The following is a 17,721-nucleotide window of genomic DNA, read 5'->3' as shown; positions in this document are numbered from 1 at the left end:
ATGAAAGTATTGTGATCGCCTCGAGCGCACTCTACAGTTGCGTGTATCGTCGCCTAGCAAAGGTGGAATATGCTCAGTTCCTTCCGTATTCTGGAGAACATGCAGCAGGGCGTCATGCTGCTGGATGCAGACTTGCGCGTTGTGATATTCAACGATCAGATGGGGAAACTCTTGCAGGCCCCCAAAGGCGCTATCGAATTCGGTGTCAGTGCGACAAGGATGGCTGCGCAGATTCCGATCCTAGGTCAGTCGCAGCAAGCCGACAACAATCAAGAGAGCTGGCTGACGCACCTCCTCACGCGTTCGACTTTGTTGCGTCAGGAGATCTCAGTCAGTGGCCGGATCGTTTCACTGACCTCCACGCCAGTGGATGACGGGGGATGGTTGATCGGCTGTGATGACATATCCGCGCTTGCCAGCATAAAAAAGGATCTGGCCGATCAGAACCGGCGCTTCGATTCGGCGCTGGCAAACATGCCGCACGGACTGTGCATGTTCGATGCCGAGAAAAAACTATTACTTTGCAACGCAGCCTATTGCCGCTTGTACGAGCTGCCCGAATCGTTGACGCGGCCCGGGACGCCTCTTTGGCAAATCCTCGACTATCGGCAAACGGCCGGAAACGCGCCTGCTCAGCGGGAGGCATATTTCGATGTCGTCGTCGAAGCCGCGCTAAAGGGTTCCGCCGCCAGCGAAAATGTAGTCCTGATGGATGGCAGGGTGATAAAGATCACGCATAATCCAATGGACAACGGCGGCTACGTCGCGACCCATGAAGACGTCACCGAACCCGTGCGTGCAGAAGAGCAGATAAAACATATGGCTGGTCACGATCCGTTGACTGGTTTGCCCAATCGTACGCTTTTGCGTGACAAACTTGAAAAGGAACTATCCTTTCGTAGCGGTGGAAAACGCAGCGCGCTGCTATGCCTCGATCTCGACCGCTTCAAAGAGGCGAACGATACGTTGGGTCATGCAGTCGGCGACCTTCTGCTGAAGGCCGTAACGGACAGACTGAAGAATTGCCTGGCTGAGGGCGACAGCATCGCACGGCTGGGCGGTGACGAATTCGTCGTCTTCCACCAGGACGCTCGAACGAATGAAACGGCCTCAGCCCTGGCGCAAAGACTTGTCGACGCTATCGGCGAAATGTTCGACATCGAGGGGCAGCTTGTTCACATCGGGGTCAGCATCGGTATTGCGATCGCTCCTGACGACGGCGACACAGCCGATAGTGTTTTGAGGAATGCCGATACCGCTCTCTACAAGGCGAAATCGAACGGCAGAAGCACGTATTGCTTCTTTGAGCCTGCTATGGACGCCGGCATTCAGCAGCGGCGCAAACTCGAAATCGATCTTCGGCAGGCTATCGCACGCAACCAGTTCGAAATCTATTATCAGCCGCAGGTCAACGCAGGAACCGAAGAGATCGTCGGTTTCGAGGCACTCTTGCGTTGGCACCATCCTGAGCGGGGATTGGTTTCACCCGCCGACTTCATCCCGCTCGCAGAGGAAACCGGCTTAATCGTGCCGATCGGCGAATGGGTGTTGCGCCGGGCCTGCAAGGATGCCGCAAACTGGCCGGGGGATGTGAGGGTTGCGGTAAACCTTTCCCCACTCCAGTTCCGAAGCCCGACGCTTACCCATACGGTTATTTCTGCCCTTGCCGATTCCGGCCTGTCAGCCTTTCGGCTTGAACTCGAAATCACGGAATCCGTCCTCCTCACGGACAGTGAGACGGCCTTGGCGACCCTGCACCACATAAGGGGACTTGGCGTACGGATCGCGATGGATGACTTCGGCACCGGATATTCTTCCTTGAGTTATCTGAGGCTTTTCCCTTTTGATAAGATCAAGATCGATCAATCGTTCATCCGTGAGCTTGGGGAGTCCAAGGATTGCGCCGCCATCGTGAAGGCGGTGGTCGATCTAGGATCAAGTCTCGGCATTACGACCACGGCAGAAGGTGTCGAAACGACCGACCAGCTCGATCGAGTGAGGGAGCATGGTTGTACTGAAATTCAGGGGTATTTCTTCGGAAAACCTCTGCCACTCAGCCACGTTGAGAAGCTCTTGCTTGAACGCTCACCACCCAGTCCCGCTGACCACCGCGATGAACCCGTTCGGCCGTAAGATCCCTGCAAGGCATGACCCCTGAGCCCGGCCGCCTATATGTCCGCCGCCACGTCAAAGCGCCAGACGGAAGAAATCTACTCCTTCTGCCGCAGGAAGACCGTCGCGAGCGGCGGCAGTAGGAGAAGGATAGAATACCCCTTGCCATTTCTTGGCTGGCGTTCTGCCCAGACCTCGGTCTGGCCGAGATTGGATCCCCCATAGATTGCCGCATCCGTATTGAGCACCACCTCCCAGCGCCCCTCCCTCGGCACGCCGACACGATAGCCGTCCCGCGGAACAGGCGTGAGATTGGACATAATCAGCATCAGCGACGAGCGGTCGCTCGAACTGCGAAGCATGCCGTAGACGGAGTTTTCCGCATCGTCGGCGGCTGCCCATTCGAAGCCAGCTGCATGAACGTCACCGAACTGCAGCGCCGGCTCTCGCGCATAAAGCCTGTTGAGGTCGCCGATCAACCGCTGGATACCTGCATGAGCTGGGTTGTCGAGCAGGTCCCAATGAACGGAACCATCGTGGCTCCATTCGCTCTCCTGGGCAAGCTCGCAACCCATGAAAAGCAGTTTCTTGCCTGGATGACCCCACATGAACCCGTAATAGGCGCGCAGATTGGCAAGCCGCTGCCAATGATCGCCGGGCATCTTTGCGAGCAGCGAACCCTTGCCGTGCACCACCTCGTCATGGGAAAGCGGCAGCATGAAGCGTTCGGAATAAGCATAGATCATGCCAAACGTCATCGCCGCATGATCGTATTTGCGGTAGACTGGATCCGCCTGCATATAATGCAGCGTGTCGTGCATCCAGCCCATGTTCCACTTGAAATCAAAGCCAAGGCCGCCGTCTTCGGGCCGCTTCGTAACCCCCGGCCAGGCGGTCGACTCTTCGGCCGCCGTAAAGGCATGCGGGCACCGATGATGGATGATACTGTTCAGATGTTTGAAGAATTCCACCGCCTCGAGGTTCTCCCGCCCGCCGTATTTGTTGGGTATCCATTCGCCCTCGTTGCGGCTGTAGTCGCGGTAAAGCATCGAGGCGACCGCATCGACGCGCAGACCGTCGACGTGATAGTGCTCCAGCCATTCGAGTGCACTGGCGATCAGGAACCCTTTGACCTCGTTGCGCCCGAGGTTGTAGATCAGGGTGTTCCAATCCTTGTGGAATCCCTCCCGTGGGTCCTCATGCTCATAGAGCGCGGTGCCGTCGAAGCGGGCGAGCCCCCAGACATCGGCTGGAAAATGCGCCGGTACCCAATCGAGGATGATGCCAATGCCCGCGGCATGGCAGCGGTCGACGAAATAGGCGAAGTCATCCGGCATGCCATAGCGGCCGGTTGGAGCAAAAAGGCCAAGGGGCTGATAGCCCCAAGAGCCTCCGAACGGATGTTCCATGATCGGCAACAGTTCGATGTGCGTAAAGCCGAGATCTCGAGCATAGGGGACCAGCCTCTGGCTGAGCTCGACCCAGTCGAGCGGCCGGTTTGCCTCCTCAGTGATCTTAAGCCAAGATCCGAGATGCACCTCGTAGACTGAAATTGCACCTTCGAGTGCGCGGTCGGCGCGGTGAGCACGCATCCAGTCTTCATCGCTCCAGCGGAAGGGTTTCGAGGACGCGACGACCGAAGCCGTGGAGGGCGCAGCCTCGCTGGCACGGGCAACCGGGTCGGCTTTTTGCGGCAACAGATTGCCGTTGGCGTCAAGTAACTCGAACTTGTAGCGTTCCCCCTGCGTCAGGCGCGGGATGAAGATCTCCCATACGCCGGCTGACGGACGCAGTCGCATCGGATGTCGGCGACCATCCCAACTGTTGAAGTCGCCAACCACCGAAACCCGCCGTGCACTGGGTGCCCACAGGCAAAAACGCACGCCCTGGATGCCATCGATTTCCATCGGAATGGCGCCGAGCGTACGGCCGAGATCATAGTGGGTGCCCTGAGAGATCAGATGCAGGTCAAGCTCGCCGAGCAATAAACCGAAGAAATAAGGATCCTCCGTCTCCTGCACGGCATCCGGCCAGTTGATGCGAAAGAGGTAACTCGTCGTGTCGCCGATCGCCCCGGCAAAAAGACCACCCTCATGAATCGTCTCAAGTCTCGTCAGCACGTGGCCGGTGTCAGCCTCGACGAGGTCGACCGATGCCGCCCCGGGTAACAACGCCCTTACGACCGCAAAATCGCCGTACTGGTGGCGTCCAAGGATCGAGAATGGATCACCGTGACGGCCTTCGACGAGAGCCTGAAGGCCCTCTTCGACAGTACCGGTCATCAAGTCTGTGCGCTCGTATCTCATGCGACCTTCTCCAGCAGTCTCGACGCGATGGCAGAAAGACCGCCAAGCGGCAACGCCAGCCAGTTGGGTCGGTTCCGCGCTTCGTATGCGATCTCGTAAGCCGCCTTCTCCAGCAGGAAAAGATCGAGGATGCGACCGCGCGAATTGCTCGGAATGTCGAGTTCGCGCGCGTTGTCGATCACTCCGAAATAGGCATGAAGAAACGCCGGCTCGGCCAGGTCGATGAAGCGCCTGACGAGTGCGGTATGCCTTTGGTCTTCCACCTCGCTTACCTGTTCGCGGTCGAGATCGGCGGATGATGCCAAGTAACTAAGCGACCTGAGGAGGCCTGCGACATCTCGCAGGGGATTGGCCTTGGCGCGGCGCTTGGCGAGATCGCGGGCGGGTTCGCCCTCAAAGTCAATGATGTAGGCATCCCCTTCCGCAACCAAGATTTGGCCAAGATGAAAATCGCCGTGATTTCGGATCATCAGCGTGCCGACTGCAGCCTTGGCGAGATCGTCAACAGTATTCAAGAGAGGCTCGCGCAGCTGGGTGAGCGAGACGATCTGTTTCGCAAGCGCGGGCGCAAGACTGTCGCCACTCGCCTCAAGCATGACGAGGCTGTCGCGAATTTGCTCTCTCACGGCGTTTGCCCAGCTAGCCGCGTCCTCGTCGGTGATGTCGGCAGGCTTGAAGGCTTCGTCTTCTGTCGGCTGCGCCAACGCCACATGCAGTTCGCCGAGCCGCTTGCCAACGGTCGCAGCGAACTCGACCAACGGCTGGAAATGTTCGTCGGCCGCCTTGCCATCGATGCCGGTCACCACGACCTCGTCGATCGAGCGGCGCAGATTGGCCAGCATCCAGTTCCAGGCATCGCCCTGATTGCGGATAGCTTTTTGCACGATAATCAGTGTGTAGCGGCTGCCGTCAGGCGCGATGTGCGCGACTTCACCAAGCAGCTGCGCGGTATTCGCATATCCCACGCTCGTCAGATGGCGGGTCATCTCCACTTCCGGATGGACCCCCGGCAAGATATGGCGGATGAGTTTTACCATCGCCATATCGCCGACGATCAGCGAGCTGTTGGATTGCTCTGCGGAGAGCCAACGCACCTGCATTTCATCATTGACGCTCGTGCAGTCGAGCTGCGCAGTTCCCAGAAACTCGAGCTTACCAGCGCGACCGGCTATGACGGCACGTTCACAGAGTCCGCGTATGATGCCGCGCGCAAGTCCCTCCATCGCAAAACCGTCAGTCAGAAAGCCTACGCGACGTCCCTGACGGAGACGGGCAAGAGCAAGCTGCTGGACAAGGGCGCTCGGCTGGCTGTCATCCCACGACACGGCAAGCGGCAGCAGGTAGGTCTCGTTGCGCGCGTCTAGCTCGGCTTCCAGTTCTCCAAACAGGATGTTGCCGGCGAAGGGAAACGGCATGGCGGAAATCAGGGACGCATGCCTTAACCTCTCGCCCTTACCGGCGAACCAGCGCCGCTTACCGAGATAGGCCGGCAACACCTCGTTCGAGAGTGTACCTGAAAGCCGGGGCTCATCGAGCAGTTCCTGCAGGTCGCGACGCACGACCATGGTCACCATGTCCTGCATCTGCTCTGGAGGCTCGGCGCGCCAGGCGGGGCCATCAGTGTCCTGGCAGAGCTGGAACCAGAAGAAACCGTAAGGGGGCAGCGTGAGCAGATAGGTGAGCTGACCGATCGGCGGGAAAGGTGACATGCCCGTGAGCTCAATCGGGACGTAACCGGCAAAATTGGCAAGATCCAGCTCGACGGCCTGCGGCAGGCGCGACAGGTTGGCGACGCAAAGGATCGTCTCGCCTTGGTATTCCCTAAGATAGGCAAGGATCTTCCTGTTGCCCGGCTTTAGGAATCGTAAGGAACCCCGTCCAAATGCGGAGTGCTTGTTGCGCAACGCCAGCATGTGTCGCGTCCAGTTGAGCAACGAATGGGCGTCAGCCCCCTGCGCTTCGACATTGACAGCTTCGTAGCCATAAAGCGGATCCATGATGAGAGGCAGAACGAGGCGGGCAGGGTTTGCCTTCGAGAAACCGCCATTACGGTCCGGAGACCACTGCATCGGCGTTCGCACGCCATCGCGATCTCCGAGATAGATATTGTCGCCCATGCCGATCTCGTCGCCATAGTAGATCACAGGGGTACCAGGCATCGAAAGCAGAAGCGCGTTCATCAGCTCAACGCGGCGGCGGTCGCGCTCCATCAACGGCGCAAGACGCCGCCTAATTCCGAGGTTGATGCGCGCGCGGCGATCAGCGGCATAGATATTCCAAAGATAGTCTCGTTCGTCGTCGGTGACCATCTCGAGCGTCAGCTCGTCATGGTTTCTCAGGAAGATCGCCCATTGGCAACTCTCCGGAATTTCCGGCGTTTGCCGCATGATATCGGTAATGGGAAAACGATCCTCCTTGGCGATTGCCATATACATGCGTGGCATCAGGGGAAAATGGAATGCCATGTGACATTCATCGCCATCGCCGAAATAATCGCTGGTATCCTCCGGCCACTGATTGGCCTCGGCAAGCAGCATCCTGCCCGGGTGAGTGGACTCGAGGGCTGCGCGGATCTTCTTCAGGATCGCATGTGTCTCGGGCAGGTTCTCGTTGATTGTTCCTTCCCGCTCGACCAGATAAGGGATCGCGTCCAGGCGGAAACCGTCAATCCCGGTCTCCAGCCATAAGCGCATCACGTTCAGAAGCTCCTCCAGCACGAGCGGGTTATCGAAATTGAGGTCGGGCTGGTGGGAATAGAACCGGTGCCAATAATAGGCGCCGGCGACGGGGTCCCAGGTCCAGTTGGATTTTTCAGTGTCAAGAAAGATAATTCGTGTTTCCGGGAACTTCTGATCCGTGTCCGACCAGACATAGAAGTCGCGCTCCGGCGAACCGGGAGGCGCATGGCGCGCCCGCTGGAACCACAGGTGCTGATCGGAGGTGTGATTGATGACGAGCTCGATCACGACCCGCAGCCCACGTTGATGTGCGGCTTCGACGAAGGCCTCGAACTCCTCCATGGTGCCGTAGTCCGGGCTGACATTGGTGTAGTCGGCGATGTCGTATCCGTCGTCAAGGCGCGGGGAAGGGAAGAACGGTAAGAGCCAGATGACATTGGCGCCGAGCGAAGCGATGTGATCGAGCTTCTCATGCAGTCCCTTAAAGTCGCCGATGCCGTCACCATCAGCGTCAAAGAACGACTTGATGTGAAGCTGGTAAATGACCGCGTCCTTATACCAGTGGGGATCGGAATCTTGCGTGCTTGTCTGCGTCTCGGTCTGCGTCTGGCTCCGGCTTGTAGCGACGTCCATTTTTGTTTTCCTCCCTTATCTCACGCGCCAGATCGAAAACGGCAGCCCGGCGTGCGGATCGAGCCGAAGGCGCTGAACCTTGCCGGCCCAGGTAAACTTGTGACCATTGATCAGGTCTTCGAGATCGAGTGCGGCATGGTCGGGGAGGTTCCATGACCAGAGCGGAATTTCCACATCTGCCTCGTGGGCTTTGTACGGATCGAGATTGACGGCGATCAGCAGAGCGTTCTCGCGCCCGGGGCTCGCCTTTTCGTAGAACATGATGTTGTCGTTCCAGGCTGTGAGAAGCTGCAGGCCGAGATGGGAATGTAGAGCCGGATTTTCCCTGCGGATGCGGTTAAGCATCGCAATTTCGGATTTAATGTTGCTAGGCCGATCGTAGTCCCACGCCCGGATCTCGTACTTTTCAGAGTCGGCATATTCCTTGCGCTTGGCGTCCGGCCGACCCTCGCAAAGCTCAAAGCCGTTATAAACGCCCCAAAGTCCCGACAGCGTCGCTGCGAGCGCAGCACGGATAAGATAGGCCGGACGCGGCGCATTCTGCAGGAAGTCAGGGTTTATGTCGTGCGTGTTGACGAAAAAATGCGGACGGAAGAATTCCTTAGGTTCTTCCGTCGTGATCTCACGCATGTACTGTTCGAGCTCCCACTTGGAGTTGCGCCAGGTAAAATAGGTGTACGACTGCGAAAAGCCGATCTTGGCGAGCCGGTACATCACCTTGGGTTTCGTGAAGGCTTCCGACAGGAATACGACCTCCGGGTGCTGTGATCGGATATCGGCAATCAGCCACTCCCAGAAGGGAAAGGGCTTGGTATGCGGGTTATCGACGCGAAACAGCTTTACTCCGTTATCGACCCACTTTTGAACAATGTCTCTAAGCGCGATCCACAACGACGGGATTGCTTCGCCCGCATAAAAGTCGACGTTGACGATGTCCTCGTACTTCTTGGGGGGATTTTCCGCGTAACGTATCGTTCCATCCGGTCGCCAGTCGAACCAGCCCGGATGCTGCTTTAGCCACGGGTGATCGGGTGACGCTTGAATTGCAAGATCAAGCGCGATCTCCAAGCCCTCGTCCTTGGCAGCTTCGATCAACCGCCGGAAGTCTTCGAAGGTGCCGAGTTCGGGATGAATCGCATCATGGCCACCGGCCTGCGAGCCAATCGCATAAGGACTGCCGGGATCGGTTGGTTCTGCGCGCAGGCTGTTGTTCTTACCCTTGCGATTTGTCGTGCCGATCGGGTGAATCGGCGGAAAGTAGAGCACATCGAAACCCATCGCGCGGATGGTCGGCAACCGTTGGATCACATCATCAAATGTGCCATGACGGTTCGGGTCGCCGCTCTGGGAGCGCGGGAATACCTGGTACCAGCTTGCGAAGGCGGCGGCCGAACGCTCGGCATCGAGCGGGATGACCTGTGAGCGGAGGCGGTAGGGCCGCCTGTCTGCTGCTGCCATCAGCTCGGCGGTGTCTGCGGCGAGCAGGATTTCGGTGCGCCGAGCATCCTGCGTTTCCGTCAGCGTGTCGAACAGGGTTTTCAGTCGGGTCTTGATCTGGCCGTCGGCGTGGTCGAGCGCATCGAGCACGAAGTTGATGCCCTCCTGGATCTCGAGCCTAAGGTCGAGACGTGCCTCGTGCTTCTTGACCAATTCATAGCGGTAGATCTGGAAGGGGTTACGCCACGCTTCCACGACGAATTCATGCCGTCCTAGGCGCTTTGCCACGAATTCGGCGCGCCAGCGGTCATTTTCGACGAGCTCCATGCGGGCTTCGTTCCACCCGCTCTGATCGGCCGGCCGCCACAGAAGTGCCGCCGAAAGGGGGTCGTGGCCGTCTCCAAAAATATCGGCCTCAACCTTTATCACTTCGCCGACAACGCGTTTGACGACGAAACGACCCTCGTCGACTGCCGGCGTGATCTTTTCGATTGCCAGTCTTGCAGATGCCGCTGCCTCGCTGACAGCAGGTACTGCAACCGCATCAATGATGGGAACGGATGACTGTCCTTCGAAAACGCGAAGCTCACCCGGTTTCAGCTTCAGTTGGGCGGCAAGAATCTCATCATCGTCTTGCGGGTTGATCAGCGGTAGGAACGAGGATGCGGCCTCACGCAAAAGATTGAACGGCGCGCTGACGCTGCGCCGCAGGTCGCGGTTGAGGACGACCACGCGCACTTTCTGTGAGCTATGCATATCCTCTTGGTCCGTCTGCATCAGAGCAACGGCCGGCGTTTGGCTGGTGGAGATGAGCTTGAGAGGCCGACGCGCGAAGCCGGCGGCCGTTTTGTTGGTCCAGGCATTGACGGCGCGGATATCGCTGGAAAGGTCGAACGCGCCCTGTTCGCGAAGGCCGCGCAGGCCGGTTCCATCCCCATGCATGGGATCGAGCGGTGTCGCGGCACCGTATTCGAAGCCCATCGGGATCATCAGGCCGCTGGCAAATGTGGAAGAGAGCCGCAGTGCCCGGACAGCCTTGCGCTGCAAAACCTCTTGGCTGTCGGTGCCGTGGGCCATGCGCTTGCCGAACGGCGCTTCAGGAAACGTGATCTGATAACCGATCTGCCTCTGGATCTGGTATTCGTCCATGATCCATCGCTCCTCGAGGTCCCACCATGCCAACGAGGAGAAGCTGCCATCAAAGCCGATGCCCTCCAGGGCCCTGCGATCCTTTAAGTCGGTGCCAGGTGTCCAAGCCAGAAAGGTTGTTTGCGGCGCCGATTTACGGCTCGACATGATAATGTTGAACCAGGCTTCTGGAGCCAGGCTTGCGATACCAACGCAGCGAAAGCCTGCAATTCCGAGGTCTGTAAGCAGCCTCATCCGACTAAGCCAGTCGTCGATATGGCCCGGTTCGCGTGTGAAATCGATGCGCCGGCTGCCGGCTTCGTGCGGGGGTACGCGCGGATCGGCGATGATCGATCCTAAAGGCTTATCAACGGCGACCCGATCAACGACCAGGTCGAGCATAATCTTGAGGTTGTTGTCGGTTGCTGCTTGGACCAAGTCTCTGACGGCGTCCGTGACGGAGTCACCCAGCCCTAATTCCGGATCGAGGCGATCGAAGCTTTCTGCGACAAAGACACTGGTGTTATGGCCACGTTCGAAAGGCGGAGCCGTCAGGACCGTGTCAAAGCCAAGGTCACTCGCATGCGCAAAGACCTCCCTCCACGCCTCCAACCCCTTCAAGATCAGAGGATGCACGTAGTAAATCTGCGGCGGCAGTTGCGAGGTTCGCGACGCGAATTGGGGGCGCGTGTTCATCGTGGGTGCCTAACGGTTTACGCATTAACTGCAAGGCTACCGTGCTTGTTCCTTTGTGCTGTCGCAATTGGCCACCATTTCGGTACGTGGTGCAGGTTGACCGGAGCTCTGACCGGAATGCAATTTCCCGAATGAGACGTCCGTTCTGGGCCAACTATCTTGAAAAGCCCCGATTGGCGCAGTCAGCAGTTCCCGATCACTGAATTGCGGCTTTTCATCTTAAGGGCGCGATGTGCCAAAGCATCGATAATGATGGCTTGTCAGTGCTGGGCTGCCCTTCGGCTGGAAATACGTGGCGCGTTCGAGCGCAAACTTGCCGAATGCGACCAAAACATGAATCAATCCTAGCACTCTCAACGTAAGACTGCTAAGATTGTCTATCGAGATCGGCCATTCGGCTGCGTTCTCGTTGAGGAACCCAGAAATGATTAGTACCATTTTTCGGCCGTTGCACGACCGTGTCGTCGTGCGCCGTATTGAGGCTGACGCCAAGACCAAGGGTGGCATCATCATTCCAGATACTGCCAAGGAAAAGCCGCAGGAGGGCGAAGTTGTCGCTGTTGGGCCTGGTGCGCGCGATGATGCCGGCCAGATCCAGCCGCTCGAGGTCAAGGCCGGCGACCGGATCCTGTTCGGCAAATGGTCCGGCACCGAGATCAAGTTCAACGGCGAAGACCTGTTGATCATGAAGGAAGCCGACGTCATGGGCGTTGTCGCCTAACCGTTTCTTCCATTTTATTTCCCTTCATGAAGACCATTGGGCGATCAGCCCGGGAGTTTTTCCATGTCTGTCAAACAAATCAAATTCGGTCGTGATGCGCGCGAAAAGCTGCTGCGCGGCGTCGATATCCTCGCCGATGCCGTGAAGGTGACGCTCGGTCCGAGGGGCCGCAACGTCGTGATCGACAAGTCCTTCGGCGCACCGCGCATCACCAAGGACGGCGTTTCGGTCGCCAAGGAAATCGAGCTTGAAGACAAGTTCGAAAACATGGGCGCCCAGATGTTGCGCGAGGTCGCGTCGAAGACCAGCGACATCGCCGGCGACGGCACCACGACGGCAACCGTTCTTGCCCAGGCGATCGTTCGCGAAGGCGCAAAAGCTGTTGCAGCCGGCATGAACCCGATGGACCTGAAGCGCGGTATCGACCTCGCCGTCACCGCCGTCGTCAAGGATCTGCTTGCCAAGGCCCAAAAGATCAATACGTCGGAAGAGATTGCCCAGGTCGGTACCATCTCGGCCAACGGCGAGAAGGAAATCGGTCAGTATATTGCTGATGCGATGCAGAAGGTTGGCAACGAAGGCGTCATCACGGTCGAGGAAGCCAAGACCGCTGAAACCGAACTCGAAGTCGTCGAAGGCATGCAGTTCGACCGCGGCTACCTTTCACCTTACTTCGTCACCAATGCCGAAAAGATGGTGGCGGAGTTGGAAGATGCTTATGTGCTATTGCATGAGAAGAAGCTTTCCAACCTGCAGGCCATGCTTCCGATCCTGGAAGCCGTCGTTCAAACCGGCATGCCTCTGTTGATCATTTCCGAAGACGTCGAAGGCGAAGCGCTTGCAACCCTCGTCGTCAACAAGCTGCGCGGCGGCCTGAAGATCGCCGCCGTCAAGGCTCCAGGCTTCGGCGATCGCCGCAAGGCTATGCTCGAAGACCTCGCGATCCTGACCGGCGGCACGGTCATTTCCGAAGACCTCGGCATCAAACTCGAAAATGTCACGCTCGACATGCTTGGCCGTTCCAAGAAGATCTCCATTACCAAGGAAAATACCACGATCATCGATGGTGCCGGCACCAAGTCCGACATCGAAGGCCGCGTTGCACAGATCAAGGCCCAGATCGAGGAAACCAGCTCGGATTATGACAAGGAAAAGCTGCAGGAGCGTCTTGCCAAGCTTTCCGGTGGCGTTGCGGTGATCCGTGTCGGCGGCTCGACGGAGATCGAAGTCAAGGAAAAGAAGGACCGCATAGACGACGCGTTGAATGCAACCCGCGCCGCAGTCGAAGAAGGAATCGTTCCCGGCGGCGGCACGGCTCTGCTTAGGGCCTCCATTACCCTTAAGATCATGGGCGAGAACGACGATCAGAATGCCGGCATCAGCATAGTCCGCAAGGCCTTGCAGTCGCTGGTTCGCCAAATCGCCGAAAATGCCGGTGACGAAGGCTCACTGGTCGTTGGCCGTATACTGGAAAGCAATACCGACAATTTCGGTTATAACGCCCAGACCGGCGAGTATGGCGACATGATCGCCATGGGCATCGTCGATCCGGTCAAGGTCGTCCGCACGGCCCTGCAGAACGCCGCTTCGGTTGCCGGCCTGCTGGTGACGACGGAAGCAATGGTTGCCGACCTTCCCAGGAAGGATGCCGCCGGAGGCAGCATGCCTGATATGGGCGGCATGATGTAACGAGGGCCCTTGCGAAACCTCCAAAACTACGCTGCGACCAAGGGCCCCGATCGATAGAGGCCCTTGGTCTCACCAATAAAAAGCGCGACTTTACTCTGTGTCTGGAGGTGCCTGGCTCCGCCAGTTCCGTGCTTGTCTCAATATTCCCCGAACAAAGAAGAAATCGGCCGATCAGCCTCGCTGTTCGCCGCTCGACACGCTTCTCAAAGGATCAACGCGATGACTACCCATCCCGCCCAATGCCTCCGATCATCCGTATCCTGCGGGGCCAACATATGATCGGTTATCTAATCCTGGTTCATCGTTATCCCGATCAATTCAAGCGTCTGTTCAGGGCGATCCACAATAGCGAAAATCACTACGTCGTGCATGTCGACAAGAACTCGGGTGCCGATCTTGAAGCCGAAATCCGGAGGTTTCTATTGCCCTATGCCAACGCTGACATGATCAAAAGCGAGAAGGCTCTTTGGGGCGGCTACAGTCTGGTCGATGCCGAACTACGCGGCATGGAGCGCCTGCTGCAAATGGGCGAATGGAGCCATTTCATCAACCTGAGTGGCCAGGACTTTCCGCTGAAACCCCAAAAGCAGATCACCGCATTCCTGAATGCCAACCTCAATTGCGAATTCATCAAGGTTCGGGACCAGGATCGGGAGCGCCCCGACACAATGCACCGCGTCAGCGAATACGTGGTCGAGTTGGAGGAGACCATTCAGCGCACTGCACATTCAAGGCCCTTCCTTACCGACGCCGTACCCTATATCGGCAATCAGTGGATGATCGTGACAAGGGCTTTCTGCGACTTCGTCTGCCACGACCCGAGTGTGGCTCGTTACAAGGCGTTCTATGAAAACACCCTGATTGCAGACGAAGGATTCTTCCAAACGGTGATGATGAATTCTGCGATGCAAAGCGAAATCGTCAACGATGACCTGCGGACGATCGACTGGATTCCCGATGGCACCATAAAGCTGCGTCCCAGAACCTATCAGCGCCAAGACGCCCCTGAACTGATATCAAGCCCCAATCTCTTTGCCCGGAAATTCGATCAGACGGTTGATAGCGAGATTCTCGGGGTCTTGGAACGACATCTCGCCGCCCAGGCTGTTGCAAATGTTGACCGGGTGCAGCTCATGCCGGCGAATGCAGCTTAGACTTGCCTTCCTGACCGCCATGGAAGGAACCACAGCGCCAGATGAGGGTCAGATGGTTGTATTGAACAAACGTCGCAATTCCGGCCATTATCGCGATAGGGATATCGGCTGGCAGGAGGCTTTAGAGCCGGTCTTTCCCGATCTGGCCAAGGGGTTGACGCCGGACGGCACCCACAATCCCGGCTTACTCACGCCCGAAAGAGGCTGACATGACACTTCAATTCCCAAACAGCAGCCGCAGTTTCGACGAAGGGAAGCGGTCAGTCCGCTTTCAAGGCTATGATGGCATGTTTGAAGTGCGCTTTCTCATAGAGGCTGCCGCGCTCATGAAGCAAGCCGATCAGAGCTTCGTCGAAGCGGATTATCTCAATGCCTTCGACAGGTTGCGTTCGGCTATCCAGGACGCGGCGATCAAAGTCTACAAGCGCAATCGCCGATCGGCCTACACGCTGACTGCAGCCGATCTGAAGTGACGCCGCTCTTCGCACACATACCTTTTTTGAGAACCTTAGGAGAATTCCCGATGATAAAATTCGAAGCCACACAGCCACGTTTGGACGGACCGCGAGCCGCCGTTTACGAATTCGCCAAAAAATACCGATTGAGTGATACGGAAGCCGAGCGGCTCTTTCTCAAGCTCGGTGCTTCAGCGACGCAGGAAGAAATGCTGGCGGAGGCCAAGCTTCCCGCTCCGGAATTCAAAAAATCGACCGCCAAGAGCAAGTGATCACCGGCTTGACCTCAGCCTTCAAACTAAGCTCCTTGGTTTTCGCATTGGAGAGATCGACGTCGAGGCCCGGAAATCACGTCGATTCAATCCTCCGGTGGCAGATTGGCCGGATTCCACACCACTTCCCATAGGTGGCCGTCCGGATCGGTAAAGTATCCAGCGTATCCACCGTAAAAGGTCTCCTCGGCGACCTTTACGATGTCTGCCCCCGCATGCCGGGCCTGTTCCATGACCTCGTCCACCTCACGTCGATGCAAGACGTTGTGGCCAATCGAAAATGAGGTGCTGCTTGCGGGTGCTTTCGCCAGACCGCTGTCGTGGGCCAGGTCGTCCTGAGCCCAAATCGCAAGTTTGACGCCGCTCGACAGGTCAAAGAACCCAACGGCTCCATGCTCGAACTCACGGCCCACGATCCCTTGAGTAGGCAGTTTAAGGCCGTCACGGTAAAAGGCGAGCGACCGCTCAAGATTGGCGACACCCAGCGTCAAGACAGAAATATGCGGCTTCATGGACATTCCTCCATTTCAGTCAGCTCTGGCACATCCGAGATCGAACGGCCCTCGATTCCGTACAGCGCTGTCCAAGGAGCACCGACTGAGAGTGGGCTTGGGCTTATCACTCGGAGGTGTTTTTTATTGGGCCGTAAGGCATCCCTAATCGCGGACGACATTCTGATCTGCCGCGAAATCTGCGTTGCAAACGGCGTTTAAGTCACAGCGAGAAGCGATCGGCTTTCAACCAGGAGAACGAGGCGAGCCCGCTCCAATGGCTCATGTGATTTCGGAACCGATCGTTGAAACCAGTATTGTCGTCAGCACGCGATTCACCATATCAGCGATCGAACCTGCGCTGAGAAAATTTAAACCTCATTGTCGGATCTTTGCTTGACGATACGTCATGATGGTGCTCGCTTTTGCATTCGATAGCGATAAAGTCCGCATCCATTCAAGGCACCGCTATGACCCTCGATTCCCAAGCAATATCCGGCGTTGAAGATGTCCCCGTCACAGGAGACCAGAGCGCTCGTAACAAGCTCGTCATCGGTCTTCTGCTGGTTTCGGCCTTTGTCGTCATCCTCAACGAAACCATCATGGGTGTCGCACTGCCGCACTTGATGGCGGATCTCAAGATTTCTGCAAGCCTGGCGCAATGGCTGACGGCGGCGTTCATGCTGACCATGGCCGTCGTTATTCCGGTGACTGGCTATCTATTGCAGCGCCTGAATACGCGGCCCGTATTCATTCTGGCGATGTCGCTATTCAGCGCCGGCACGCTGATTTCCGCACTCTCGCCGGGCTTTAGCATGCTGGTGATCGGACGGATCGTACAGGCATCCGGCACGGCGATCATGATGCCGCTGTTGATGACCACGATCATGCATCTGGTGCCGCCGCACTCGCGCGGCAAGACGATAGGCAATATCTCCATCGTCATCTCCGTGGCGCCCGCCATCGGCCCGACGATTTCCGGGCTTATCCTGGCAGCGCTTCATTGGCGCTGGATGTTCCTGCTCGTCCTGCCGATCGCGCTCATAGCTCTGGCGCTCGGTGCATGGAAAATCAAGAACGTCACCGAGCCGACGAAGGCGCCGATCGATATCCTCTCTGTCCCCATCTCCGCAATCGGTTTCGGCAGCTTCGTCTATGGCCTGAGCGGACTGGGCGAGGCCGCGCTTGAGACGCCAGCCGTCTCGCCCTGGATTCCGCTCGGCGTAGGTGCGGCGGTCATTGCAATCTTCGTCCTGCGGCAGTTGCGGCTTCAGCGCCAGGACAGGGCATTGCTGGACATGCGCACCTTGACGATCAAGGCCTTCACCATTCCGGTCGTGATGATGGCGATCCTGATGATGTCGATGTTCGGCGTGTTCATCCTGCTGCCGATCTATCTTCAGAACGTGCTGGGGCTGACGACACTTCAGACCGGGTTGCTGTTGCTCCCGGGTGGGTTGATCATGGGACTTTGCGCCCCGACGGTCGGCAGCCTGTTCGACCGGCATGGTCCGATGCCGCTCGTCGTTCCGGGCGCCATTCTGTTCAGCGTCTCGATGTGGGGTCTGACCTTCGTTCAGCAGGACACGCCCGTCTGGATGCTGCTGATCGCCCATATCGTCCTCAGCATTGGCCTTGCGCTGATGTTCACCCCTCTCTTCACTGCGAGCCTCGGAGCACTGCCGCCCAATCTCTATTCGCATGGAAGTGCCATGATCGGCACCACCCAGCAGGTCGCCGGCGCGGCCGGCACCGCGCTCTTCGTTGCGATCATGACGATGGAAGGTTCGAGCCTCACACTTGCCGGCGCCGATGCTGTAGCGGCGACGACGGGTGGGATCCGCGCGGCGTTCTTCTGTGGGGCGGCCATTTCCATTGCAGCTATCGCGACGGCTTTCTTCATCAAGAAGCCGATAGGCGGCCACGGCGTATCGCATTGAAAAGAGGCA

The 17,721-nt window shown here is 57.8% G+C and carries 12 protein-coding genes; 8 read left to right on the top strand and 4 right to left on the bottom strand.

The features are described from left to right. Positions 1 to 99: 99 nt before the first annotated feature. Positions 100 to 2,133 carry a putative bifunctional diguanylate cyclase/phosphodiesterase gene (locus BN1800_RS17575; RefSeq protein ID WP_179213812.1) on the top strand — a complete coding sequence of 678 codons (2,034 nt, stop codon included), beginning with the start codon at positions 100 to 102 and terminating at the stop codon, positions 2,131 to 2,133. A 77-nt stretch (positions 2,134 to 2,210) separates the two neighbouring features. Here the strand turns inward: BN1800_RS17575 and glgB are convergent, their stop codons facing one another. Genes glgB through BN1800_RS17560 form a run of 3 tightly spaced genes read right to left on the bottom strand, consistent with a single transcriptional unit; the run spans position 2,211 to position 10,990 of the window. After that, positions 2,211 to 4,418, bottom strand: a complete 2,208-nt coding sequence (gene glgB / locus BN1800_RS17570) for a 1,4-alpha-glucan branching protein GlgB (RefSeq protein WP_086999735.1) — start codon at positions 4,416 to 4,418, stop codon at positions 2,211 to 2,213. Continuing rightward, positions 4,415 to 7,729 (bottom strand): maltose alpha-D-glucosyltransferase, encoded by a 3,315-nt coding sequence (treS, locus tag BN1800_RS17565; RefSeq protein ID WP_086999733.1) that lies wholly within the window; start codon positions 7,727 to 7,729, stop codon positions 4,415 to 4,417. Before treS ends, glgB begins: the two co-directional genes overlap by 4 nt. Positions 7,730 to 7,744: 15 nt before the next feature. Next, a complete protein-coding gene (locus BN1800_RS17560; RefSeq protein WP_086999731.1) occupies positions 7,745 to 10,990 on the bottom strand; it encodes a maltotransferase domain-containing protein in 3,246 nt (1,081 codons plus the stop codon). Between the two features lie 424 nt (positions 10,991 to 11,414). Here BN1800_RS17560 and BN1800_RS17555 point away from each other — a divergent pair, with 424 nt between their 5' ends. The 6 genes from BN1800_RS17555 to BN1800_RS17530 all read left to right on the top strand — a co-directional run bounded on the left by BN1800_RS17555 (position 11,415) and on the right by BN1800_RS17530 (position 15,281). Next, positions 11,415 to 11,711 carry a co-chaperone GroES gene (locus BN1800_RS17555; protein WP_027511148.1) on the top strand — a complete coding sequence of 99 codons (297 nt, stop codon included), beginning with the start codon at positions 11,415 to 11,417 and terminating at the stop codon, positions 11,709 to 11,711. A gap of 63 nt (positions 11,712 to 11,774) precedes the next feature. Next, positions 11,775 to 13,400, top strand: a complete 1,626-nt coding sequence (groL, locus tag BN1800_RS17550; RefSeq protein WP_086999728.1) for a chaperonin GroEL — start codon at positions 11,775 to 11,777, stop codon at positions 13,398 to 13,400. 275 nt (positions 13,401 to 13,675) lie between these two features. Further along, positions 13,676 to 14,554: a beta-1,6-N-acetylglucosaminyltransferase gene (locus tag BN1800_RS17545; RefSeq protein WP_027511146.1), complete on the top strand. Its 879-nt coding sequence runs from the start codon at positions 13,676 to 13,678 to the stop codon at positions 14,552 to 14,554. 52 nt (positions 14,555 to 14,606) lie between these two features. Further along, positions 14,607 to 14,762 (top strand): hypothetical protein, encoded by a 156-nt coding sequence (locus BN1800_RS41425; protein WP_179213811.1) that lies wholly within the window; start codon positions 14,607 to 14,609, stop codon positions 14,760 to 14,762. Position 14,763: 1 nt separating this feature from the next. Further along, a complete protein-coding gene (locus BN1800_RS17535) occupies positions 14,764 to 15,027 on the top strand; it encodes a DUF1488 family protein (RefSeq protein ID WP_027511145.1) in 264 nt (87 codons plus the stop codon). Between the two features lie 50 nt (positions 15,028 to 15,077). Then, on the top strand, positions 15,078 to 15,281 hold the full coding sequence (locus BN1800_RS17530) for a hypothetical protein (protein WP_037142411.1): 204 nt from the start codon (positions 15,078 to 15,080) through the stop codon (positions 15,279 to 15,281). Positions 15,282 to 15,367: 86 nt separating this feature from the next. On the opposite strand, the gene BN1800_RS17525 is transcribed toward BN1800_RS17530, so the two are convergent. Next, positions 15,368 to 15,793, bottom strand: a complete 426-nt coding sequence (locus BN1800_RS17525; protein ID WP_086999724.1) for a VOC family protein — start codon at positions 15,791 to 15,793, stop codon at positions 15,368 to 15,370. Between the two features lie 449 nt (positions 15,794 to 16,242). Between BN1800_RS17525 and BN1800_RS17520 the strand changes: the two genes are divergently transcribed. After that, a complete protein-coding gene (locus BN1800_RS17520; RefSeq protein ID WP_086999722.1) occupies positions 16,243 to 17,712 on the top strand; it encodes a DHA2 family efflux MFS transporter permease subunit in 1,470 nt (489 codons plus the stop codon). Positions 17,713 to 17,721 lie beyond the last annotated feature (9 nt).

The organism is Rhizobium sullae (assembly GCF_900169785.1).
Lineage (GTDB): Bacteria > Pseudomonadota > Alphaproteobacteria > Rhizobiales > Rhizobiaceae > Rhizobium > Rhizobium sullae.
This window is presented reverse-complemented; position numbering and strand designations above follow the sequence as displayed.